The organism is Mesorhizobium sp. M3A.F.Ca.ET.175.01.1.1 (assembly GCF_004791945.1).
Classification (GTDB): domain Bacteria; phylum Pseudomonadota; class Alphaproteobacteria; order Rhizobiales; family Rhizobiaceae; genus Mesorhizobium.
The window spans coordinates 44,166-66,958 of sequence record NZ_SRTP01000008.1; the positions used below are offsets into that span (position 1 = coordinate 44,166).

The 22,793-nt window shown below is 58.7% G+C and carries 11 protein-coding genes and 2 pseudogenes; 6 read left to right on the forward strand and 7 right to left on the reverse strand.

All coding sequences use genetic code 11. From position 1 onward, the window contains the following. Nucleotides 1-47 precede the first annotated feature (47 nt). Nucleotides 48-268 (forward strand): annotated as a pseudogene (locus EN818_RS18930) (insulinase family protein); the annotation flags it as partial. A gap of 57 nt (nucleotides 269-325) precedes the next feature. Then, complete coding sequence (locus EN818_RS18935; RefSeq protein ID WP_024504268.1) at nucleotides 326-1,384, forward strand: class I SAM-dependent methyltransferase; 1,059 nt, start codon at nucleotides 326-328, stop codon at nucleotides 1,382-1,384. A gap of 606 nt (nucleotides 1,385-1,990) precedes the next feature. On the opposite strand, the gene EN818_RS18940 is transcribed toward EN818_RS18935, so the two are convergent. The 3 genes from EN818_RS18940 to EN818_RS18950 are packed head-to-tail and all read right to left on the reverse strand — an operon-like array spanning nucleotide 1,991 to nucleotide 6,569. After that, complete coding sequence (locus EN818_RS18940; RefSeq protein WP_135905045.1) at nucleotides 1,991-3,046, reverse strand: hypothetical protein; 1,056 nt, start codon at nucleotides 3,044-3,046, stop codon at nucleotides 1,991-1,993. Continuing rightward, on the reverse strand, nucleotides 3,043-5,109 hold the full coding sequence (locus tag EN818_RS18945) for a hypothetical protein (RefSeq protein WP_126057629.1): 2,067 nt from the start codon (nucleotides 5,107-5,109) through the stop codon (nucleotides 3,043-3,045). The genes EN818_RS18940 and EN818_RS18945 overlap by 4 nt, the downstream gene beginning before the upstream one ends. Before the next feature lie 2 nt (nucleotides 5,110-5,111). Then, entirely contained in the window at nucleotides 5,112-6,569 is a 1,458-nt protein-coding gene (locus EN818_RS18950) for a metallophosphoesterase (protein WP_126057628.1), read from the reverse strand. A 59-nt stretch (nucleotides 6,570-6,628) separates the two neighbouring features. On the opposite strand from EN818_RS18950, the gene EN818_RS18955 reads away from it, so the two are divergent. Further along, entirely contained in the window at nucleotides 6,629-6,958 is a 330-nt protein-coding gene (locus EN818_RS18955; protein WP_186815491.1) for a hypothetical protein, read from the forward strand. Nucleotides 6,959-6,979: 21 nt separating this feature from the next. Here the strand turns inward: EN818_RS18955 and EN818_RS18960 are convergent, their stop codons facing one another. After that, on the reverse strand, nucleotides 6,980-9,664 hold the full coding sequence (locus tag EN818_RS18960; RefSeq protein ID WP_126063811.1) for an AAA family ATPase: 2,685 nt from the start codon (nucleotides 9,662-9,664) through the stop codon (nucleotides 6,980-6,982). Nucleotides 9,665-10,335: 671 nt separating this feature from the next. On the opposite strand from EN818_RS18960, the gene EN818_RS18965 reads away from it, so the two are divergent. The 3 genes from EN818_RS18965 to EN818_RS18975 are packed head-to-tail and all read left to right on the forward strand — an operon-like array spanning nucleotide 10,336 to nucleotide 20,067. Further along, on the forward strand, nucleotides 10,336-16,299 hold the full coding sequence (locus EN818_RS18965; RefSeq protein WP_135905047.1) for a DUF3320 domain-containing protein: 5,964 nt from the start codon (nucleotides 10,336-10,338) through the stop codon (nucleotides 16,297-16,299). Nucleotides 16,300-16,312: 13 nt separating this feature from the next. Next, nucleotides 16,313-17,437 carry a DNA repair exonuclease gene (locus tag EN818_RS18970; protein ID WP_126057626.1) on the forward strand — a complete coding sequence of 375 codons (1,125 nt, stop codon included), beginning with the start codon at nucleotides 16,313-16,315 and terminating at the stop codon, nucleotides 17,435-17,437. After that, nucleotides 17,434-20,067: an ATP-binding protein gene (locus EN818_RS18975; RefSeq protein ID WP_126063810.1), complete on the forward strand. Its 2,634-nt coding sequence runs from the start codon at nucleotides 17,434-17,436 to the stop codon at nucleotides 20,065-20,067. Before EN818_RS18970 ends, EN818_RS18975 begins: the two co-directional genes overlap by 4 nt. Nucleotides 20,068-20,088: 21 nt before the next feature. On the opposite strand, the gene EN818_RS18980 is transcribed toward EN818_RS18975, so the two are convergent. From EN818_RS18980 to EN818_RS33685, 3 genes and pseudogenes are all read right to left on the reverse strand, one after another. Next, entirely contained in the window at nucleotides 20,089-20,466 is a 378-nt protein-coding gene (locus EN818_RS18980) for a DUF5615 family PIN-like protein (RefSeq protein WP_126057625.1), read from the reverse strand. 4 nt (nucleotides 20,467-20,470) lie between these two features. Further along, the gene (locus tag EN818_RS18985) at nucleotides 20,471-21,121 is read right to left on the reverse strand and encodes a DUF433 domain-containing protein (RefSeq protein WP_126057624.1); all 651 of its coding nucleotides are present in this window, start codon (nucleotides 21,119-21,121) and stop codon (nucleotides 20,471-20,473) included. Nucleotides 21,122-21,654: 533 nt separating this feature from the next. Next, a pseudogene (locus EN818_RS33685) lies at nucleotides 21,655-22,177 on the reverse strand (SMC-Scp complex subunit ScpB). Nucleotides 22,178-22,793: the final 616 nt, after the last annotated feature.

Here is a 22,793-nt window from a genome sequence, read left to right on the forward strand (position 1 = left end):
CCGGCACCACAACCGGAGTCATCGATGTTCTGACAGGCTGCCCAAGGATACCTGCTGCAACAGGGCTTGCCCTGGTGACGACCACTCCGGCTCCGCCGGTTACCGACGAGGGCAAAGTGACGGATTTCCTGCTTTTCAACGGCATGGAGGTGGCTGTCATTCCCGACCACCGCGCCGCTCGTCACCGATATGGTCTGGTGCAGGATCGGCAGCGCGGATGAGCCGCCGGGGATATCTGCATGTCTTCGAGCATCTGATGCTCAAGGCGCCTCATGACGAGCACGGCTCCGTCGCCTGGAGAGATTGAACCCAAAGGGAGATTCAGATGTCTGAAGCGAATCAGGAAAAGTTGGACGCATTCTTGGGGAAAATGGTCGGCGATCTCGGTGCGATCGCAACGGGCGCGGGAGTCCTGCTGGGGGACAGACTCGGCCTGTTTAAGGCATTGCGCGAAGGCGGCAAGATGACGGCCGCCGAACTTTCGACACGCACCGGCACCCAGGAACGCCTCGTAAGGGAATGGCTTTCCGGGCAGGCGGCGGCGGGTTACGTCGACTACGATGAAGCGAGCGACAAATTCTATCTCAACGCCGAGCAAGAGCTGGTGTTCGCTGATGAAGACAGCCCGGCCTTCATGGCAGGCGCATTCGAGTTCCTGTCCGCGCTGTGGCTCGATGAAGAAAAGGTGAGGCAGGCATTCCAGTCCGGCAAGGGCGTCGGGTGGCACGATCATAGCGCGTGTCTGTTTCGCGGTACGGAACGGTTCTTCCGTCCAGGCTACAATGCCAATCTGATCGACTCCTGGCTGCCGGCCTTGGAGGGCGTCGTCGAGAAGCTCGAACGCGGCGTGGACGTCGCGGATGTTGGATGCGGTCATGGTGCATCGACCGTGCTCATGGCACAGGCCTTCCCCAATTCGCGCTTCGTCGGCTTCGACTATCATGCCCCCTCGATTGAGCGCGCCCGCAAGGCGGCCGAGGTAGCCGGCGTCGGCGTTAACACGCGGTTCGACGTGGCGGCCGCCAAGAGCTATCCCGGAACGTATGACCTCGTCACATTCTTCGATTGCCTTCACGACATGGGCGACCCGACGGGCGCCGCCACCCATGTCCACGGATCGCTCAAGCCGGACGGCACGTGGATGATCGTCGAGCCGTTCGCGCATGATCATCTGGCGGCGAACCTCAATCCCGTCGGCCGCGTTTACTATGCCGCTTCCACTTTCGTGTGCACGCCCGCATCCGTGTCGCAGGAAGTCGGGCTCGCGCTTGGAGCCCAGGCCGGTGAGGCGAGGCTGCGCAAGGTTGTGACCGGCGGCGGCTTCAAGCGATTGCGTCGCGCCGCGGAGACACCGTTCAACATGGTGCTGGAGGCCCGCCCTTAGCGTGGCCGTCGCCAGAAATTGCAGCTCATCGCATTTGATTGAAGATCACCGCCAAAAATCCGGACGCATCGGGGACATTTTCAAGGCGCCTGGGTTCACGCAGAGGTCGCTGCCGAGTTGTGTGCCAAGAGTCCCATACGTTGCGGCTCAGAAAGGACCCGACGCACGGCTACGAACATGCCCATAGTGATGGCCGCTATAATCACATATGCCCACCATGGCGCGTTCACAAAGCTGGTAAGCCACGTCGCACCGAACGCGCTTACGACAAAAACGAGAGCCTCGATAAAATGACTGAGCCTGTACACATTCAGTCGTCTCATCCTCATACCACCCATCCAAAGACTGAGCTTGTTGCGCTACTGCGACAGAGCCTAACATATTGGAGAGCGCTCACTATTTCTATGCTAAACAGTCTCGCCTGAGTATATGTTTTGAGTCGCTAATTATGGAATTCTGCCAGTCTGCATTTCCCCTGATCTGATGTAGAGCAGCTTCTAAGTGGGAATTAGTCCCCCATCGACCGGATCGGGCGACACGAACATGCGCTGAAGGCTTGGCGGAACGGCTACTGGGACCATGATGCTACTCGAATGCAAGATCGTGTCAGAACGTCCCGGGAAGGCTGCAGGCAGGGGATGTCAGGTCAATCAGCCTATAGATATGATACCGCCCATTCGCTGAGACTTCACGATGGGCATAGGAGGTGGGAATTCGTGCCTTGAGATGGACGCGGCTGTCGGAGCAGGCGAGCACGGCAGCAGCGATGGCCTGAACCTTCGGGCCGCTGACAAAAACGTTCACCACCGCACGCGAGCCGAACCCGTCGAGATACGTCTCGAAAGCATCGAGGTGGGCCATCAGCCCGAAAGCCTGGATGTCGCGAACTTCGCCATCTTCGAGCCGGTGGGTTTCACGTACCTTGGCCACCTGTTGATCGAGCAAAGCATCGATATGCGCATTCTTCTCGCTTCTTGGGACGAGGAGCGAGATCCGTTCCGGACTGACGATATCGATCAATCCGTAGAATACGTCGGCATCTCCTCCGATCCCCACGAGCAGGACTTTCTCTTCGCCCATTCCTCCGCTGCCTTGAAGATGAGGGACGGTGACGTATCGGTCCAAGCCGCTGGAAAAATCCTCTTTGCCGATCGCGTTCCCGTAGATACCTTCGGCGTACCCGAATTCGAGAGACTGAATCGACATTTTCTTGAATGCCACCGCAATCAGCCATTGGATGAAGATTCGCGGCATCGTCGAGCACTCGACGAAAACCTTCCGCAGGCTTCCTTCGTATGAGCCACATGAAGCGGCCATCTGAGTGAGCAGGTGATCGAGGAGATTGATGTTCTTCTGATACTCGATGGAAGGCTCGAGGGTGATCGCAGTCACTTCGACGCCCCATCGGGTACCCATAGCGATGAGCTTTCGCCGGTTTTCTTCGACGGCTGGGACGTTCGCTTCCTTCAGAGCAAAGTCCAGAACCACGATTTTGCCGACCTTCAGGTCAAGATGGTTTTCGAACGCGGCGAAACGCGTTTCCCATCCAAGCGCGACGATCGCGATATCTGCCTCCATCGTTTCGCAGGTACCTGCATCTCTCGCCTTCTCAGTGACGGCCAGATGGCCGAAGACTCGATACTCGACAGTTGAAGCGGTCATTCGAGATCGCTCTCGAAAAGCGAGTGCTGGAATTCGGTCTTGAGTGCGGGCCGCGCGACGAGCTCCTTAAACACCGAGTCGGCCCAGTCTTCTGGGAGCCGATGCCTGGTAAAAAGCAGGTCGACCATCTGCGCCGCAGGGATTGTGTTGATTTCGTACGGGCCGCGATAGGAGAACCCGAAGTAAGGTGCAAATCGCCGATGCAATCTGATCAGCATCTCCTTCGATGCGGGGTCGGCGCGGTCCACCTCAAAGTTGCCGGCGGCGGAGACCTCCCGGATAAACCCATCCCTTTCCGCCCGACGCAGGACCTCGTCCAGTTTTCCGCTGGGTTGCTCCAGTCGGTTCACCAGCGAGCGCATTTCCTTTAGATCAACCCTGAAAATGCCTCTCTCTGTCGTTCCTAGAGCATTTTCTTCGGCAAACTCTGTCTGGAGGCGAGCGGTCAGGTAACCCAACGCCCGCACCATGCGCACGCTCTCTTCTTCGTACGGATGTGAAAGCGCCTGAAGTCCATCAAGCTTCCGTTGAGAGGCGGCGTTCACAGCCTGTCTCTGCTGTTCGAGATGAATCTGTAAATCCGAGTTGATGAATTCCACCAGTTTTCGTGGATCACTGGAACTCGGAACACTGCGGCGGAAGATCTCTCCCATTATATCAAGGAAATCGCGTATACAGACGTCGCTCAATGATGTGATGATCTGGTGCCCTACGTACGGGTAGTCATGCAGACGCAGCATCTGGCACGCTTTCAGAAAAGCCCATCCCTGTTTCCGGGCGATCGACCTCTTCAGATTTGAAGCATCCGCCTTGCTCATGGGCCGGCGCTTGATTTCCGGGTTCATGAGCGCGAGCGCCAGCCCTTCGGCATAAGGGCGCGCTTTTCGATCAAGAAGGAATTGCTGCTGATCCGCCGTCCTCAAATTCACGGAGAGGAATTCACGTGCTGCATCAGCGAGTGCCACAAGCTCTTCTCTGCCCTCGGAATGACCCGATATGATAACCCGCTCGATGATGTCATTGACGGAAAGCCGCCCCAGCCGGTTTTTGAGCGAAAACGCGCTGAGCGCATCGTTGCGCTTGAGATCACTCCGCAGATGGTCAGGAAGCGCATAGTAGAGCCGAAGCGACGACACGTTCTCGCACAGCGTGGCGAACTCCCTCGGATCGACTGAATCAAGATTCTCGACGTCCCGGTCAGCATTCGAGAGCGACTGGCCGGGTATGATCGTCCGGATCGTGTCGTAAAGGCCGCCGATGTAGGCGAGGACCCATTTCACATTGCCGCGCGTCTTCCTCACCAAGGTGTTCAGGAACTGCTGTTGGAGCGGTGTCAGTGCCTCACAGTCGTCAATCAGGATCTTGAAGAAGGGCGCCCTGTCACCGGCGAAAGATGGGCCATTTAAAAGTGGGGTGATCGCGGTCGCGACCTTGTTAATGATCGCGCCAGGGTCTGTCGCTCTGAAGCCGGTCGCTCCCTCATCGGCGGCAAAGAAGAACGCGTTGAAGCATTCGTCGACGTACCGGGTTATCCCACCCCGCAGCTCATCTATGCTGAAGAAGTCGAGACGGGCAGGTTGGGGTATGAAGTGCAGCACTTCGCGATGCAGTGCCAAGGCGACGTCCCTATCTTCAGAGGCCCGGTATTTCAAGTGGCTGTCGCGTCTGAGCTGGCTGATGCTCTCGAGCAGGCGTTCGACTATCTTCAGCTCCAGATAGTGAGAGAAGATTACGAATTGCCGCGGGATCACGGCGGCCGTGTCGAAGCGTATCCGCTCCGGAATGAGGTTCAGAACCGCGTTGTCGATTAGGGGCGAAAATGTCTCATTGAGCTGGAAGAAGACGCCATACCAGCCGAGCTTGCCGACTTGGTCCGCGAGACTTTTGTCTTCGAGGATATGAACTGTGGAAAGCGAGCGAAGAATACTGGTCTTGCCGCTGCCTCTCGTCCCTGCGACGAAGACCGGCTTGGCGGCGGCAGAAATCAAGGCCGACTTCTGACTGAACCACAGTATCGGGCGACTTTCGTACTCGATCCTGTTGGGGCCGAACGGATTCTCCATCTCTATTCGTCCCTTACCTTAATGCGCCAAGCCGAGTTTGCCTTCGTGAGGCCGTCTATCTCGACGAAGCGCGCCGCTTGGAGCATCAGAAGAGAGTCTTCCAAATCTAGCCCGAGCTCGGCGGAGGCGGCAATCTCAGTGATCTCGTCCCAGAAGAGTAACCCATTCCCGCGCCTGGTGGCATGGTCGCGCAGTCGGCGCATCAGGTCAAACGTGTCGTTGTTCAGAAAGGCCTTGCCGTTGGACATAGTCGAGATGAAGCAATGTTCGCCTTCCATGACCGTCCCGTCGGCGACATTGGTGCGGTAGGGTATAAGTCGGATGCCGACGAGCTCTCCCTGATCGGTCGTGAAGAAGACGAGCTCATTGAAACCTGACTGTATCTCTGGTGCTGAGATGCAGATCAATTTGCCGTCCGGAAACCTTGGATCGTTGACGATCTCGACCGGATCGGCATGTATGTGTCCATGCAGGTAGACGATAGGCTTGTTGCCCTGCAGCAGCTGAGTTCTGACAAATCCGCTGTTGAGCATCTCCGCGTATGGCGTAATGCGCGGAGTCTTTTGTGGCAGCAGATTGTGATGGCCGATCATGATGCCGTAACGCATGTCGGGCTGCTGGAGCAATTCCTGTAGGCCTGCAAGCATCTCACGCGAGATGTATGGCGTGTCCATCTGACCGTAATACTCGTCGTCGGACGCCTCCTTGTCTGGATCGCTGGGAGGTGTCGCGGGCGAATGTCCCGAGGTGTCCGGCGAGCCGAGATCTACAGGTTCTGTAGAAGGACCGAGTGCCTCGAGACGATCACGAAGGAACGCGGGAAGGTTCTGAAGCTCCCAACTGCCTATCGCTGTGTTGACGAGGATGAAGTTTGCGCCTGCGGATCCTGTCGGAAGTCTGAAGTGCACGGGTTGGTCCACGGGAACGGTCTGCCAACCCAAGCGGGCGGCTAAACTCGCCATTTCGCTGAATTTCTCAGTCGGTCCAAGTTCGCGCGCGTCATCACGGTTCACATCGTGATTTCCCGGTACGAATATCAACGGAAGCGCCTTTGAACTGCGCCCCTGTGCGCGGCAGAGCAACGTGAAATGCTGGAATGCCGAAGCAATGAAAGTCTTGTCGCCACGGCTCGTGAAATCCCCCATGAAGGCGATCGAATCCAAGGGCTTCGAAGTCGTCAGCCGCCGAAGCTTCGTCAAGACGGCACGCAGCGAAGACGCGCGTAGCTTCTGCGTTATTTTCGGAGCGAACTTGCTATCCTTGGCATCGATGTTGCTAGAGGAAGGATGCCAATCCGGATAGTGAATATCGCCTACTTGAAGGATTCGCACCCGTCGCATAACTCGCCCCCCCGCCGAGAGCCATAGACTAATCCGTTCGCTTTTGCCAAGCGCGAAACGATCATCCGACCGCATCGCCTGGAAAGCGCGTTTATCTTTTTGTTGGTAATGGAGAGGCACGACGCAATTGTGCCCCCGGTTGCTTGTCTGCCCACCAAATGGGCACTCAATCTGGGCGCATGGCTTATGATTTCTCGAGTTTGTCCCATAACGAGTTTGAGGATTTGGCCCGCGACCTCGTAGGTCGCGAGATCGACAAGCGTTTCGAGGCCTTTCCCGAGGGACCGGACGACGCGATGGATGGTCGACATGCCCTTGCCGGCGGCGACATTGTGCAGGCGAAGCACTACCAGCGGTCAGGCTTCTCGGCGCTGAAATCCAAGATGAAGAGCGAGCGCACAGCCATTGATGGCTTGGCGCCCTCGCGATACTTCCTCGTCACGTCGGCTTCGCCCGCGGCAGGCGGACACCGGCATGCGCAGCAGGATGAAGCCAGTGAGGGCCAGTAATACACGACAATAGTCATTAGGCTAGAGTACAGTCGCCTTGGGAGGCTGTTCGAATTCAATCCGGCGCTTTTCGGCATCCTTTTTTCGTTTGGTGGTGTCGATACGATATTGGTCAATTCCATCAAGATCGCTCTTCATATCGTTTGGTGTTGGAACTGGAATGGCCTTGGCGGACGCCATGTCATGTCCAGAACGCTCCGAAACTCGCTTCATGGCCCAATAGATTCGCTTGTGGTCTTCGTCCTCGACCACCACACCCTTCAGGCTCTGTGTCTTGACATCGCTGTTAAATCGCTCGACGACTTTACCGAGCAGGATTTCTTCAACGAGCCTCTCCCAGGTTTCCCGAAGATCGCTGTAGAAATCCTTCGCTGACCTTCGCCAAGCATCGGTGGTGAAATCAGTGGCGCCGTCGAAGCTCTTCAGGCGCGTCTTGAGAGTCTCGATGCGCTTCGTGACAGACTGTGCGATCCACGGCTCGTCAGTTTCGCTAATCAAGCCAAAACCGGCAGATTCGGACTTGTTGATGTAGTTTCGAACAAGGGGAATCGGCGGATTGGCCTGCGCAGCTGCGTCAACCACCTCGTTGAAGAACAGAAGATTATGGGTGAAAATAATAATCTGACGTCCTGTGGCCGCTTCTTTTACGAGCCTTGCCGCGACCCGCCTGATCCGAACATGGTCGAGAGATGACACGGGGTCGTCGATGATCATGCCTTGACGCGATGTGTCTCCTCCGACCTCGGCTAAGAAACAGGCCAGGGCAAGCGCGCGCTGCTCTCCTTCGCTTAAGACCTTGCTGTTTGAGATCGCTTTTGCCGCGTTGAGCCCGACCTCGAAATAGCTCTGCCCATCTTGACTACGATCATTAACTGCGAACGGGATGTGCGTTAACGCCAGAGTCTCAATCTCGGCGACGACGCGCTTTTCGAGATCCTGCATGACGAGGCTTCGTCGAAGCGACGTCATCTGCCGTGACACCGAGCCTGTTTCGACAGCATCGCAGCATGAGAGAAGCTTGCGCCGCTCTTCGAGATTCGCCAAGCGCGCGAGAACGATGGTGAGATCGTCGCCCAGTTTTTTCCGATCCTTGAGTGTATCGCGACGAGCTCGATCGGTAGCGCGGTTCCCGTCGTCGGCCGCTGCCTTGTCGTCCGTCAGCGCTTCGGCCTCTAGCGCCTCCGCCTCCGTTCGGAGTTTCGATGCAACTGGCGCCGCAAGTTGCGGGAACGCAGCGTACTCGGACAGCGCAGCCGCAACGACAATTGCATCACGCCTTTTACCTGCCTCGACATAATATGCCGAGATCAGGGCCACCATCGCCTTGCGTGCGGCGGACAGATCGCCAAACTCTCCGAGAGCCGCCTCAACCGCCTCCCCGGTCGCAATGGTGAGTCCTTTGATTTGGCGCAGGGCCTCTTCATGGGCAATAGATGCGACTTGCGCCGCCTTATTTGCGGCGCCCGTTACGAAGTCATTGAAGGATTGGATCCGCCCCGCGGCGTCCGCCGTCATCGGCTCCTGGCAGAGCATGCAACGATCGCCTTCCTGATCTGGCAAGTGCTGATGATCGATGCCAGTGACGCTCGCTAAATAGGCTCGTGCATGGTCGAACATATACCGCCAGGGAGAAAGCCCAACGCCGCTCAACGGCATAGTCGCGAACGCTCCTGAGGCGGCAAGTTGTGCAGCCTGCGCTGTAGAATCGGCTGTTGCATATAGATTGCGATAAATCTCGAGGGCCGCCGCTGAGAGAGCCGCGTCGATCTGTTCAGATGCAGTCAGCAGTTTTTCCAAGGCCGCCTTGGCACGCCGACGCTTTGTCGCCATCGTTGAAGGGTCGCTTGCCAGAGCCTGTTCGAGGCCAGCGAGATCAGCCATGTCCTGCTCTGAGAGGGCAGCGAGGTTTTTGATTTCGGCTGCGGAAGGCATCACGTCCTTTGACTTGATTTCGAGACGAGCCAGCAGCTTTACGACCGCGCCGGCAGCTGTGTACCCACTCGGCAATGGTGTCTTTAGGTTCTTTTCGATCGCTTTGATTTCTTCCCGGAAGTCGGCTTCGAGCTCGGTGCGGTGACGTCCATGGCTTTCGAGAAGCGCGATGGCTGCGGGCAGAAAACCGATACGGTTTTGCTTATCGACGTAGAGGCGAGCGTTCGCGGAGTCGAAAACGGAGATCCGTGCAATTGACGCGGGGGGCAGCGTTCCGTCCTTCCAGGTTATGGGGGTCGGTTCCGTAGCACCCTCTTCGAGAAACCGGACAAGCACTTCGGCTGGCGGTTTGGTGCCGATCTCGAACACGTTGCCAAGAAGATCATCCGCCGTCAGACTACGGCAAAGCTTCTTCGCGATCCGGCAATAGCCGCTCTTTCCGCTTCCATTGTCGCCGTAGATAATGGTGATGCCATCGGTGGCGAAACGCAGTTGCTGCTCTTCGGCGAGGCGGTTCAAATGCTTGACGGGGCCGAGTGAGCAAAGCACCGCGCGCGGCTCGTTCGAACTGTTGGCCCTCAAATGCTCCGCCGAGAGCGGAGAGCATTCGGGCAGATCAGCGGTAAATCCACCGACGTGGCGGACCCGAGCTGTTACACCGGCCTTATCCTCCTGCTCGAGGTTGAAGCCCGGCCGCGCGGCGTGTCTTCTTAAGGCATCCCTAATCCAGTCGGGCTGCTTATCCGCCCATTCCAAAAGTCCAACCTCGGCCATTCCTGCCCCCCGAATCTTACCATCATTATACTTATTGATTAGTCCAGATTCGATGAATTCGCTTGTCTGGACAAATTTTCCTCGCGATCGCACATAGAGTGCTGGAGATGTACCCAATAAATGACCTCCCCCCGCGCCGCTAGGTCAGCAAACAAATGCTTCAGCGATCAAACGTCTCCACAACGACATCAGCAATCAAAGGCATTGGACCGCGCGCACGAATTTAGGTAGCCGGCAACGCGTACGAGGAGATAGAGCTGGAAGTGCGTGCCTTTCGATAGTCTATGGGCGGAATTCGACCGCCTCACCGATAGGCCGATCGAGGTTCGCCGTCACTGTCGGGCTGGGTCCGAGTCCGCGATAGGCGCCACGACAGCGCTCGCGATAGGCGCGCAACGCTTGGTCCATGGCGCCCGGACCGCCACACATTTGCGGATGACGTCCTGCCCGTCTTGGGTTTCAGCAGCGTGCGCCGGCGCTCCGATTTCCGCGACTTTTGGATCCCCTCCAATCGTGACGACCGATTATCGCCTGTCTCCATTTCGACCGTTATCTGGGCGGTAACACTTTTAGAAATCTATGCTGCTGGACATAAGCGGCGACCATACCGAGAATTTACTTTCAAATTCTGGCGGCAAAGTTCTATCGTAAATGAAAATAGGGGATGGGGTATGGAAACGAGTTCGGAGACTGGCGATGCTGCCGGTATATCAGCCGCGCCCGTAATAGAAGTCGTGGCGGACATCGCCGCCAGCTTTACATATGCGTCCTTCCAAAATGCTATTCCGGTGATCCGGTCTATCGCGCTCAACAACCCGACCCAGCAGGGTTTCGAAAAATGCACTCTCGAGCTGACATCGAACCCCCCTTTTTTGCGCGCCAAAAGCTGGACAATTGATCGGATCGTTGCTGGCGACCGGCTTCCCTTAAGCGATCGAAAAATCGATCTCGACGCCGGCTATCTGGCCGGTCTCAACGAGGCTGAGCGCGGGGAGATAACGTTGCGCCTAACCTCAGGAGGCGCAGTGCTGGCCGAGCAGCGCGTTGCGGTGCGCCTGCTTGCCCGCGACGAATGGGGTGGCGTCGTCGATATGGCGCAATTGCTCGCCGCATTCGTCATGCCGAACGACCCGGCGATCGCAGGACTGCTGCGTTCCGCAGCGGAGCTGCTCGCAGCGCATGGTCATCCTTCCAGCCTCGATGGCTATCAAAGCGGCAATCCGCAACGCGCATTCATGCTGGCGGCCGCAATTTATTCGGCCATTGCTGGCCTATCGCTGCATTATGCAGAGCCACCTGCGAGCTTCGAAAGCCGCGGCCAAAAAATTCGACGTCCCTCAATTATTACGGCAGAAAAGCTGGCAACCTGTCTCGATACCAGTCTGTTATTCGCGTCCGCCCTGGAGGCGACGGGCTTGCATCCCGTCGTTTTGATGTTTCAGGGACACGCGGCCGTCGGCGTCTGGATGACACAAAGGACGCTCGCCAACGCCATTGAACCCGATGCCATGGAGGTCCGCAAGGCGCTGGCATCGCGCGAACTCATCGTGTTTGAGACGACAGGCGTGACGCATCGGCCGGCGATGACGTTGGAGGCTGCCCAACACGCAATCGAACAGCGGCTCGACGAAACGCAGGTAGCCACCTTTGTCGCAGCCATCGATATACGCCGCTCGCGCAGCGGCGGCATCACACCGCTTGCTTCGCACGAACCGACGCGCCGCAGCGTGGATGCAGAGGCGGCAACCGAAATCGCGTTGCCGTTGCCAGCCGCACCGGCCGTGGTAGCCCTGCCGGTCGAGATCGTCGAGGTAAAGCCGACGACAGCGGCCGGACGGATCGACCGCTGGCAGAAAAAGCTCCTCGATTTGACACTGCGGAACCGCCTGCTCAATTTTCCGGACTCCAAGAAGACAATTCCGTTTCTTTGTACTGACGTCGGCTACCTCGAGGACCGTCTGATGGCAGGCGCTTCGATCCGGCTGATTTCGCTCCCCGAACAGAATCCACTGGGCGAGCGGGATGCTGTCCTCTATCGCGAGGTGCACGGACGTGACCTCCAGCGTGGCTTTGCCGCGGAAGCGCTTCTGCGCGACGAGCTCCCGTCGACGCTCGATGGGCGTCAATTGGAATCCCGGCTGATCGATCTTTACCGGCAAGTGCGCAACGATTTTGCCGAGGGCGGCGCGAATACGCTCTTCCTGGCGGTCGGCTTCCTGCGCTGGAAGAAGAAGGCCGAGGACGAGCGCAGCTATCGCGCGCCATTGCTGCTCGTACCGGTCAAAATCGAGCGCCGCAGCGCAACATCGCATTTTACCTTGCGCTTCCATGAAGATGAACCGCGATTCAACGCAACCTTGTTGCAGTTTCTCGAACGCGACTTCGAGCTCAAACTGCCACAGTTTTCCGGTGAGCTGCCCGAGGACGAAAGCGGCGTTGATGTGCCGAGGCTGCTCGGTCTTATGCGCCAGGCAGTGCGCGACGTCCCCGGCATGGAGGTGGTGGACGAGACGGCGCTGTCGACCTTTTCCTTCGCCAAGTTTCTCATGTGGAAGGATCTGGTCGAGCGTACCGATGCGCTGCGCGAAAACCGTGTCGTGCGCCATCTGATCGACACGCCGGAGATAGCTTTCGAGGGCAATGGCGCATCATTCCGCGACGAGCGCGAACTCGACCGGCACTATGCCCCGTCCGACATGGTTTTGCTGCTGCCGGCCGACTCCTCACAGACCGCCGCAAGTCTTGCCGCCGCTGAGGGTCGCGATTTTGTCATCATCGGTCCTCCCGGCACTGGCAAGAGCCAGACCATTGCCAACATGATTGCCAACTGTCTTTCAGTTGGCAAAACCGTGCTGTTTGTGGCCGAGAAGACGGCGGCGCTCGATGTGGTGTATCGCCGCCTGCGCGAACATGGCCTGGGCGCGCATTGTCTCGAACTCCATTCCAGCAAGGCGGACCGACGCAACTTTCTCACCCAGCTCAGGATCAGCTGGGAAAGCGGCGTGCGCGTGGACGCAGCGGAGTGGATTGCGATCAACGAGCGGCTTCGCGTCCGTCGCGACGAACTGAATGCCTATGTCGAAGCGCTGCATCGGCACCATGTCAATGGTCTGACGCCTTATCTGGCGCTCGGCATCGCTCTCAAGAACAAGCGGCAGCACGCTCCGAGATTGTCCTGGCCATCGCGCGATTCCCATGACGAGGCAAACCGGCTGGCGCTGGAGCATATTGCCGCCGAAACAGGTCTCGCATTTCAGTCGGTGGAGATGCGGTCGGTCTTGCGTCTTATAGATGTCACCGAGTGGACGTCAGGCTGGCAGGACAATTTGCTCGAAGGGGCAAAGACCCTCAAGAATGCGTCCGAGGTTCTAGCGACCGCACTCGACGCCTTCCTGGTGAGCATCGGCCTGCGCGCCAAAGGCGACGCGTCAAAAGCGGAGCTCGAAGCGCTGCGAAAACTAGCAGCGGCACTCCAGGACAGTGCCGGCTATGACGTCAGCATTGTCTTTGATCGAGATTTCGCCCAGTTGCGGGGAGCCCTCGCCACTCTCAATGAGGCAATCGGAGACTATCGCAAGTCTCGCAAGGACCTGTCGGCCCGCTATGACGAGGCTGCCGTTGCGCGCATACGGGTGGAGGACATAGAGCAGCAATGGCAGCAGGCCGCTTCTGCATTCTGGCCAAACAGTCAGTTGGGCAAACGCAAAGTCCAGAAGCTGCTTCAAGGCTATGTCACAGAGGGGGTAGCCGATCCTCAGCACGACTTGCTGCTGTTGCGCCTGATGCAGGACCGCCGGGCCACTGTCGAAGCCAACATCCTATCTGGGAAGCCGATCGGATTTGCCGCACTTGATACCGACACCCACCGTATCGATCAGATACTCTCGATGGCCGAAAGGCTTCGACAGACGCTACGCCTGCCCGGCCTCGGCACGGAGGATTTCAAAGCGCTCCTGCAAGCAACCGCCCCGAGCCTGCGAAGCGGTGCAGCAGATAGCACGATGCGCTATGGGGCAGCCCGCTTCCTTGCGGCTTCTGCAGCATTCGAGGCTGCCAAGACCCAATTTGCGATCCCTGCTGGAAAGACGCCTTCTTGGGCAGAACATGATAACCCGCTGACCGAATTGACGACTGCGATGGGAGACTTGCTCGACGCCCGTCATCTTCTCCGGGACTGGACTTCGTGGTGCGGCATTCGTCGCAGGGCTGTCAGTCACAATCTGGGAGCGTTGGTCGACGATATCGAGGCGGGTCTAGTGCGACCAGCTGAAGCTCAATCCGCGTTCCGCCTGGCCTATGTACGCTGGTGGCTGCCGGCCACGCTGGATGCCGATCCGGTGCTGCGGAATTTCCGTCGCTTCCAGCACGAGCACGCCATCGAAGATTTCCGGGAAATCGACGATCTTGTCCGCGCTCAAGCAAGCCTTCGCGTCATCAGTGCCATCGCTCATGGTTTGCCGGCTGTGCAAGGCGTCCCGCGCAATTCCGAGTTGGGCCTGTTGCGCCATCAGATGGAATTGCAGCGGCCCAGCCGGTCAATCCGCGAGATGATTGGCGCGATGCCGACGAGCTTTGCCAAGCTCGCGCCGTGCATGCTGATGTCCCCTCTTTCAATCGCTCAATATCTACCGCCCGACCAAGCCCTGTTCGACGTGGTGATTTTCGACGAAGCATCGCAGATCACCACCTGGGACGCCGTCGGTGCCATCGCGCGAGCCCATCAAACCATAATCGTAGGCGATCCCAAGCAGTTGCCGCCCACCAATTTCTTTGGCCGCAACGAGGAGGACGAGGAAGTCGTCGAACACGAAAAGGATCTTGAGAGCATTCTCGACGAAGCCAAAGCGGCCGGCATCCCGGTACGTGACCTGCGCTGGCATTATCGTAGCCGCAATGAGTCGCTGATCGCCTTTTCCAACCATCACTACTATCAGAACCGGCTCATCACATTCCCTTCGCCAACGGTGGAAGATCGGGCAGTTCAGCTGCGAAAAATCACGACCGGCATCTATGACCGTGGCAAAAGCCGCACCAATCGAATCCATGCCCAAGCGGTAACCGACGAGGCGGTCAGCAGGATGCGGCGTTGGCTGGCCCTACCGGAAAAGGACCGACCCACGCTCGGAGTCATCACTTTCAACGCGCAACAGCAGTCGCTCATCCTCGACCTTTTCGACAAGGCACGCCAGACAGAGCCGGAGCTTGAATGGTTCTTTGCCGACGAGCGTATTGAGCCCGCCATCGTCAAGAATCTGGAAAATGTCCAAGGGGACGAGCGTGACATAATCCTGTTTTCGATCACCTTTTCGCAAGATAATGCCGGCAAGCGCAGCATGGATTTCGGCGCGCTGAATCGGGACGGCGGCGAACGCCGGCTGAATGTCGCGGTGACGCGTGCGCGGCAGGAACTGATCGTATTTTCAGGTTTTGCCGCCGACCAGATCGACCCCAACCGAACCAAAGCGATCGGCGTACAGCATCTCAAAGCCTTTCTCGATTTTGCCGAACGCGGCGCTGTGGCATTGCCAGCGCAGGAACGCGGATCGGTCGGAGCCCTGGAATCCCCTTTCGAGGAGGCCGTCGCTGCCGAGCTTGAGAAGCGCGGATGGACCATCGTTCCTCAAGTCGGCATTTCGGGCTTTCGAGTGGATATAGGGATCCGGCATCCCGATCTCGCCGGCGCCTATCTGGCTGGGGTCGAATGCGACGGCGCGACCTATCACAGTTCTGCCACGGCGCGAGATCGAGACAAGGTCCGCGAGCAGGTCCTGCGCGGCCTCGGGTGGAACATTGTCCGGGTATGGTCAACCGATTGGTGGTTTGATCTCGAAGGTTGCACCGAGAGGCTTCATGCCAGCCTGGCCGCGCTGCTCGAGGAAAGCCGTCGCAAACAGGCTGAACAACAGGAAAGTGAAGCCGCGATCCATTGGGACATGGGACATAAGGTCGACCCCATGGACCCATTGCCAGCCGAAGACCTAGCATCGGCCGGCGAACCGGAACATCCGTCGATAAAATCAGAGCCAGAACTTGTCGCCGCTCCCCTCGCGACGGGAGAGCGCCCATCGGCATCTGCAGGAATTTTGCCTGCGGCCGCGCATTCGACGCATGATACCGTACCGACGGGCGGCCGTTATCGCCTGACTGATCTAACCGGATTTTCCACCAGCCCGGATCAGTTTTATGACTTCGTCTACCGAGGCACGCTGCGGTCCATGGTCGACGCGGTGATCGAGCAGGAAGGACCTCTGCGAGATGACGTCCTTGCGCAGCGCATCGCACGGGCGCATGGCTGGCTCAGAACGGGCAACAAGATTCGGGAGCGGATCGACCTGCATCTGCGCGAGTTCGATAGAACTGAAGAATCCAGCGGCAGCTTCCTATGGAAGAGAGGGACGGTGGTCGACCTGCTTGATTATCGCATGCCGTTCGATGCCGATGCCCGCCGGTCCATTGCCGACATTCCAATCGCCGAGCTGGCCGCTGTCGTCGTTGCGAACGAGGACATTCTGGAACAGTCCGACCCCGCTCTCGACCTTGCACGTCTGCTCGGTGTCGAGCGACTTGCGGCGATTTCACGCTCCCGGCTGGATGAAGCCATCGATCGCGCCCAGCGCAACCTGGCATCGACATAGTCTCGGAGACTCCATGTTTCGATTCATCCACAGCTCCGATCTTCATATCGGCAAGCGGTTCGGCAACATGCCAGAGGATCTGCGCGGGCGGCTCCGTGAAGCGCGCCATGGCGCGATCAGCCGGCTGGCAGAGCAGGCACGCGTCCATGGTGCATCCACCATACTTCTGGCCGGCGATACGTTCGATACCGAAACGCCCACTCCAGCGATGTTGCGGCAGGCCATGGCCGAGATGAGCCAGAGCGCGCCTCTGCGCTGGATATTGCTGCCTGGCAACCATGATTCCCTGTTGGCTGATCAATTGTGGAGTGCAGCGGACAGCGTTGTGCCGGACAATGTCCTGCTGGCGACGCGGCCCGAAACCCTGACCATTGGCGCGGACGTGGCGCTGCTGCCTGCACCTTGCACCACCCGCAGACCCGGTCGCGACCTTACCGAGTGGATGAACAGCGCCGCGACGCCGCAAGGCGCCATCCGGCTCGGCCTTGCTCATGGCGCTATTCAGAACTTTTCCGAAGATTCAGCAGCGTCCGATGTCATTGCACCAGATCGCGCGACTAAGGCCGGCCTCGATTATCTGGCACTTGGCGACTGGCACGGACCCGTCACCATCAATGAGCGCAGCCGTTATAGCGGTGCGCCCGAACCTGACCGTTTCAAGCATGATACACCCGGTCAGGCCCTTGTCGTTTCCATTGCCGGGCCTGGCGCCGTGCCCGAGATCGTGGCCGTTGAAACAGCTAGCTTTTCCTGGAAAACCGCTCCCCTGCATCTGCTGTCTGGCGACGACAGCGCCGCGGCATTTGAAGCGTTGCTTCCACCGGCTCATCTGCGGCGTCAGACTTTGCTGCGAATTGCCGCGTCTGGCCGGGTGCGGTTAAGTGGGCGAACGATCCTTCAAGCGGCGATCGCGGTAGCCGCGCCCGACTTCGCCTATCTGGAACTGGACGGGGACGGGCTCGCGACCGACTGCGAAAGTGGCGATTTGGATCGGATCGACCGCTCTGGTGCCCTTCGCGAGGCAGCGCAGGCACTGTTGGATGAAAGCAGCGACGAAACCCGGTCGGCTGTCGAACGCGACATATCGCGAGAAGCACTGGTTCGGTTGTTCAGCTATTGCGAGGCGATGGGATCATGAAACTTACGGCCCTTCGGCTCCACAACGTCAAACGGTTCGCCGGGCAAGGCGTCGCCATCGAAAACATCGGCGACGGCGTCAACGTGCTTTGCGCGGTCAATGAGTTCGGCAAATCAACCTTCTTCGAAGCGCTGCACGCACTCTTTTTCCAGCCTCACACGGGCACACCCGAAGGCGTGCGACTGTTGCGGCCTTACAGTGGGGGCAATCCGGTGGTGGAGGCCGACATCACCACTTCAGAAGGACGCTATCGACTTGCCAAGCAGTTTTATGGCGGCAGGCTGGCCAGCGTTATTGACCTCGACGGCGGGCGACTGTTGGCTCAAGCCGATGAGGCCGAAGCCTTTATCGGCAAACTAATCCATGGCGGAAGCGCAGGACCGGCAGGATTGCTCTGGGTTCGCCAAGGGGTCACCGGCATCGAAAGGCGCAGCAAAAGCGAGGAGGACGGCGAAAAACGCGTGCGCGAAAGCCTACTGTCCTCGGTTCAGGGGGAAGTTGAAGCCCTGACCGGCGGGCGACGCATGGCCGAAATCGCCGCGGCATGTGAAGAAGAACTCTATAGCCTGGTTACGTCAACGCTGCGTCCCAAGAGCGGCGGTCTCTATGCGGCAGCGCTCGACGAGCGTGACAAGCTGGTGAAAGACGAGCAGCGTCTCAGCGCCGAAGTCACCGGTCTGCGCGATTCGCTCGACAAGCGGCGCATGGCGTTGGCGCGTCTGTCTGAGCTTGAAAACCCCGAAGAAGGCGCCACTCGGCGGGAAGCCATCTCGGCCGCGGAAGCCGCAGTCGAGGCCGCCAAATCGCACAGCGAAGCCTTGAAAGCCGCCGAGGCGGAAGCTGCCCTTGCCGCAATTCACCACGACGCGGCGCAGCAGGCCCTCGATAGTTTTCGGACCGCGCTCAAACGAGCCACGGATTTGCGCCAGCAGTCGACGATTGCGCAGCTTCGCCGCAGTGAGGTTCTCGATCGGCGCGCTTCTGCCATTGCCGAAAACGAACAAGCGATGGGCGAAGTTCAAGCAGCCGAACTGGAAGAGCGCGAAGCACGCGAATTGCTCGCGCGGCTGGATGCGACTCTTTTGGCGCGTGACGCTGCCGAACAACTGGCCGGCTCGGACAACCGGTTGAAACAAGCCGAAGTCGCCAGAACCCAGATCGAAGATGGAGAGGCAGCACTGGCGATGCTGGCGGTGCCGGAACAAGCTGTCGAGCAACTCCAGGCGCTCGAAATCGAGATCGCCAGCCTTCGTGCAGCTCACCTGGCAACCCTGCCGACGCTATGCATGGAATACCGGGACGGCGCCGCCGATTTGGTGACCATCGATGCCAAGCCCTTGCCCCATGCAGAAGACCAAAGCTTTGCTGGCACCGTACGCCTGGATATTGCCGGCATCGGAGCCTTGACCCTGCGATCGAATCGGCCGCAGCAGGCCGACCGGACCATCGAAGACGCCGAAGCGAAGCACCGCAGCCTGCTTGCGTCCCTCGGTGTCGATAGCCTCAGGACGGCACGCCAGCGCCTAGTGGAAGCGCGCGACAAAGCTACCGAACTGGGCTTGGCGCGTCAGCGACTTGCCGATCTCGCGCCCAAGGGGATACAGCAATTACACGAGGAGCTTGCTCGTCTGAGTGCCCTCGGGGCCGGGGACCTCGAACTCAAAGTCGATCCAGAACAGATCCGGCAACATCATGCCGCAGCCGAGCAGCGTGTGGCGACAACACGCAACAGCGTGCGCGAGGCCTTGCCTTTGCGCAGCCATGCCGACGAGGCTGTCATGGCTGCGGAGACGGCTTATGTCACCATCCAGGCGGAACTGACCAGCCTCGAGGTCATATTGGGACCCGATGCAGCGCGCGAGGAAAAGGGGCGCTTGCTGCTCACCGAGGCCACCGCACGACAAAAGCTGCGCGAAGCGGCCGAAATGCGCGCTGCTCCCCTGCGCGACGGCGCTCGCGATCTCACCAGCGCTGAAGCCGTTCTGCGCCGCGCCCGTTCGGTTCAGGATGCCGCCACACAGGAAGCAAGTCAGTTGCGTGTAACCCTGGCCGATCTCAATGGCCATATTCGCACTCGGTCCGACGACGCGGTGGAAGAAGCTTTGCGCGAGGCCACAGAAAAATTGGAAATCGCTGGAGAGCGAGCGAGACGCTTCGAATTCGAAAAAGCCGTCCTCGACCGGCTGCGCACGACGCTGGTCGCTGCGCGCTCGACGGCACGCGATCTTTATCTGAAGCCGGTCATGTCCGAGCTGCGACCGCTGCTTGGATTGCTATTCGATGACATCTCCATAGTGTTCGACGAGAACACACTGTTGCCACAGACCGTTCGCCGCAATGGTCAGGATGAGGATGTCGATAGGTTGAGTGGCGGCATGCGAGAACAGCTTTCGGTTCTGACACGTCTGGCCTTCGCCCGTTTGCTTGCCCGCGACGGCCGACCCACACCGGTTATCCTGGATGACGCTTTGGTTTATTCCGATGACGACCGCATCGAGCGCATGTTCGACGCTTTGCATCGTCAATCACACGATCAGCAGATTCTCGTTTTCTCCTGCCGCCAACGCGCGTTTGCAAAACTCGGCGGTAACATTTTGCAGATGAGCGACTGGCAACCGGGTCGGTCATAAGCGGAGATCGCGCAGCCTCAGCTAGGGCGACGGCAGATCGTATCGTGTTACGATTGCAATGCCGTTTTCGATCTCGATTTCGATAACTTCATTAATCAGGAATTCCTCTGGGCCAAGATCCTCGAGGAGAGCATCGAAGAGCTCTCTCTGTTTTTCAGGCCCGACCTGAGGGACGACGATAATCAGGCCGGCGTGAACCGGTTCTTTGGCATAGAGCTTCCTGAAGTCCTTAGCATTGTTGGTGACGAAGGTGAAATCCTCATCGATAATGAGCGGCATGAGGTCCCAGTCGGTTTCGCCGCTTAGCCCAAGCCAGTTGACGTGGTTTGCTTCATGTCCGCGTTCTTGGGCTACCGCAACCAGAGACGTGTGCAGGCACTCATCGATCAGAAACCTCACGAGGTCACACGCGTCTCGACCTGGCCGACGGACCTGGGTCGCCCTTCAAAACCACGCGCTTCGACGACTTTATTTTCACGCCCTGCTCGACCAGCTTCTTAGGCCGCCCACGAACCGGGTGCGCGGCGACCCACATTCTGGCGAGCTCAATCACGCGCGGCGTTAGCTTCGGATATCCCTCCAGAACCTCCGCTTCATCTGCGCCCTGCGCTAGCATCGTCGTGATCATACGAACAGGGATGCGGGTTCCTTTGAAGACAGGCTCTCCGCCCATCACCCCTTTAACGCGGCCGATGGCGGCCTCCGCTTCATCAAGATCCACGATGCGCGCTTTGAGCTGTTTACGTGCCTCGGCGACGTCGACGATCAGCAGGTCGTCGGCCCTTACGGTCTTGGCCCTTGGGGCAGCTTTGATTTCCTCGAACAGGCGGTAGCGACGATCAGCGGGCAATGTCGCACCCACGCCATACCAAAGCTTGAGCCGCAGCAAATCCTCGCCGGTCAATGCCCGTCGGACGACCCCACCGATGCGCCGAGCAGTGCTTGGCACAGTATCGACAATGCGTTTGTCGATCGCATTGTGCACGGCCTTGATTCCTATCCCGCTGACGGCGGCTGCCTCTGCGGGGGTGTAGATGCGAGCAAGTGTGCCCATTATTCTTCTCCTTATAAAGAATAATATAGGCCGTTTGACCCCCTCCGTAAAGGCACGCGTCTTTGGAATCACGGCGGTTAGCAAAGGCGGTGGTGAGCCGAGAGGCCTCACAAACCCTTGGGGCTCGAGATGGCAGACTCGGCGCAGTATAATTGCGCTAACTATCGAATTTGCAGTTGGCGACAAACGACACACGAGTTCGTCGCGGACTTTTAACTCTGCGAAGGCGCGTCTTCGAGCGCTTTGAAACCCTACACCCATCTGCAGGCCATCTGTATCAAGCTTTGGACCAAAACCGTTTCCATCGCTCACGAGCGTTCTCTCTGGGGGTCTCAAGTGGGGCTTGCCCATGGCCACGAATTTTTGGGCGACAGCGGTGCAGAGGCCGCATACCGCTGCCTGCTTGACGTCGCTGACCGTGTCCATGTCCGAAATTTGCCTACAAATTTCGGACGCCCTTGGGCGCGCTAGATTCGCTATGGAAAGCTGGAAGCACTCGCAAGCCCGGTGGCCACAGCGTCTGCAGCGCCAAGCTATTCCTCCGTATCCAAACCCGCATCCTCATGGCCACTAGCCAACTCTGGCATAATTTCACCAGCAAGCAGCTCATCTCTGCTCAGCAGCCCGGCATCCTCGAGCGCCTCGCAGTCCGGGAGATCGCGAAGCGTGTCGAGGCCGAACTCGAGCAGGACGCTTTTGTCGTCACATAGGTGTAGGGAGCGCCGGGCGTCGGACTGCGCGGGTTCGACGCGATCAGGCCGGTGCCGCAGATGGCCGATCAGGTCGCGACTGATTACTTCCCGAAAACCGACGACAATTCGGCGCGGGTAATCGGCTGGAAGTGCCGATGCACATCAGCATCAGCACGTCCGACCACGTCAGGTCCACGGCACGCCCGCTGCTTCCGCAGGCGCGGATGGCATCGGCATAGGCCGGCCGTGTCAGGTGCTTCCAGCCGCCGGCGACAGCGACGAGGTCATAGGGCCGTCCGCGCAGCTCTCGGATGTCGTCGATGAGAAGGTCACGGGCGAGCTCGCGGGAGAGACTGCACCGCAAGCGCGTCCCGCGCGCGCGAACTGCTCGATCAACTGATCTCAGACGACGACGAATCTCGTCCAGATTCCAAAAGCGGTGGCCGCAGCGGCGCTTTGCGGGCTCGCGTTACCACAGATCGCAGAACTGTGATCTCGCCTTGTGCCCGAGACCGCAATCTGGGCTCGCGACGAAGCATATCGCTTGCGATCATCAAAGGACGCGTCGACGCCGTCGGTTGCCTTTTCCACCGCCGCCTCACACATCGTGTTGGGGCTGAAGAGCTACCTGCAAATCCTCGCAACGGGCGCGGCCGCATCCTTGATTTTACAAATTGACACGTCTTGGTTTTTAGAAAATGCCACGTGCGATGATGGCGCCAAAAAAAAATGTCACGCGAGATGATCATGCCTGAGGTAAATGGTCCGCCAAAGTTGGGAAAGGTATACCGGTTGAATGGTGGATAGGTACGCCGGATAAAAAGGGCTTCGGGTTCCGGAAGACGAACTAATCGACGGATAGGCGCTGCTCGTGAGGGAAACTGCATGCGCATTACGGTTATGACCATCCAGGGATGTCGGATATGATCTTGAATAGTGACATTGCAGGCCAAAGAGCGGCCGAGAAGCTAGCAGAGGGC

Coding starts and splice junctions, on each gene's coding strand:
- EN818_RS18935 (WP_024504268.1), top strand. CDS start 326: ATGTCTGAAGCGAATCAGGAAAAGTTGGACGCATTCTTGGGGAAAATG.
- EN818_RS18940 (WP_135905045.1), bottom strand. CDS start 3,046: ATGACCGCTTCAACTGTCGAGTATCGAGTCTTCGGCCATCTGGCCGTC.
- EN818_RS18945 (WP_126057629.1), bottom strand. CDS start 5,109: ATGGAGAATCCGTTCGGCCCCAACAGGATCGAGTACGAAAGTCGCCCG.
- EN818_RS18955 (WP_186815491.1), top strand. CDS start 6,629: ATGGCTTATGATTTCTCGAGTTTGTCCCATAACGAGTTTGAGGATTTG.
- EN818_RS18960 (WP_126063811.1), bottom strand. CDS start 9,664: ATGGCCGAGGTTGGACTTTTGGAATGGGCGGATAAGCAGCCCGACTGG.
- EN818_RS18965 (WP_135905047.1), top strand. CDS start 10,336: ATGGAAACGAGTTCGGAGACTGGCGATGCTGCCGGTATATCAGCCGCG.
- EN818_RS18970 (WP_126057626.1), top strand. CDS start 16,313: ATGTTTCGATTCATCCACAGCTCCGATCTTCATATCGGCAAGCGGTTC.
- EN818_RS18975 (WP_126063810.1), top strand. CDS start 17,434: ATGAAACTTACGGCCCTTCGGCTCCACAACGTCAAACGGTTCGCCGGG.
- EN818_RS18985 (WP_126057624.1), bottom strand. CDS start 21,121: ATGGGCACACTTGCTCGCATCTACACCCCCGCAGAGGCAGCCGCCGTC.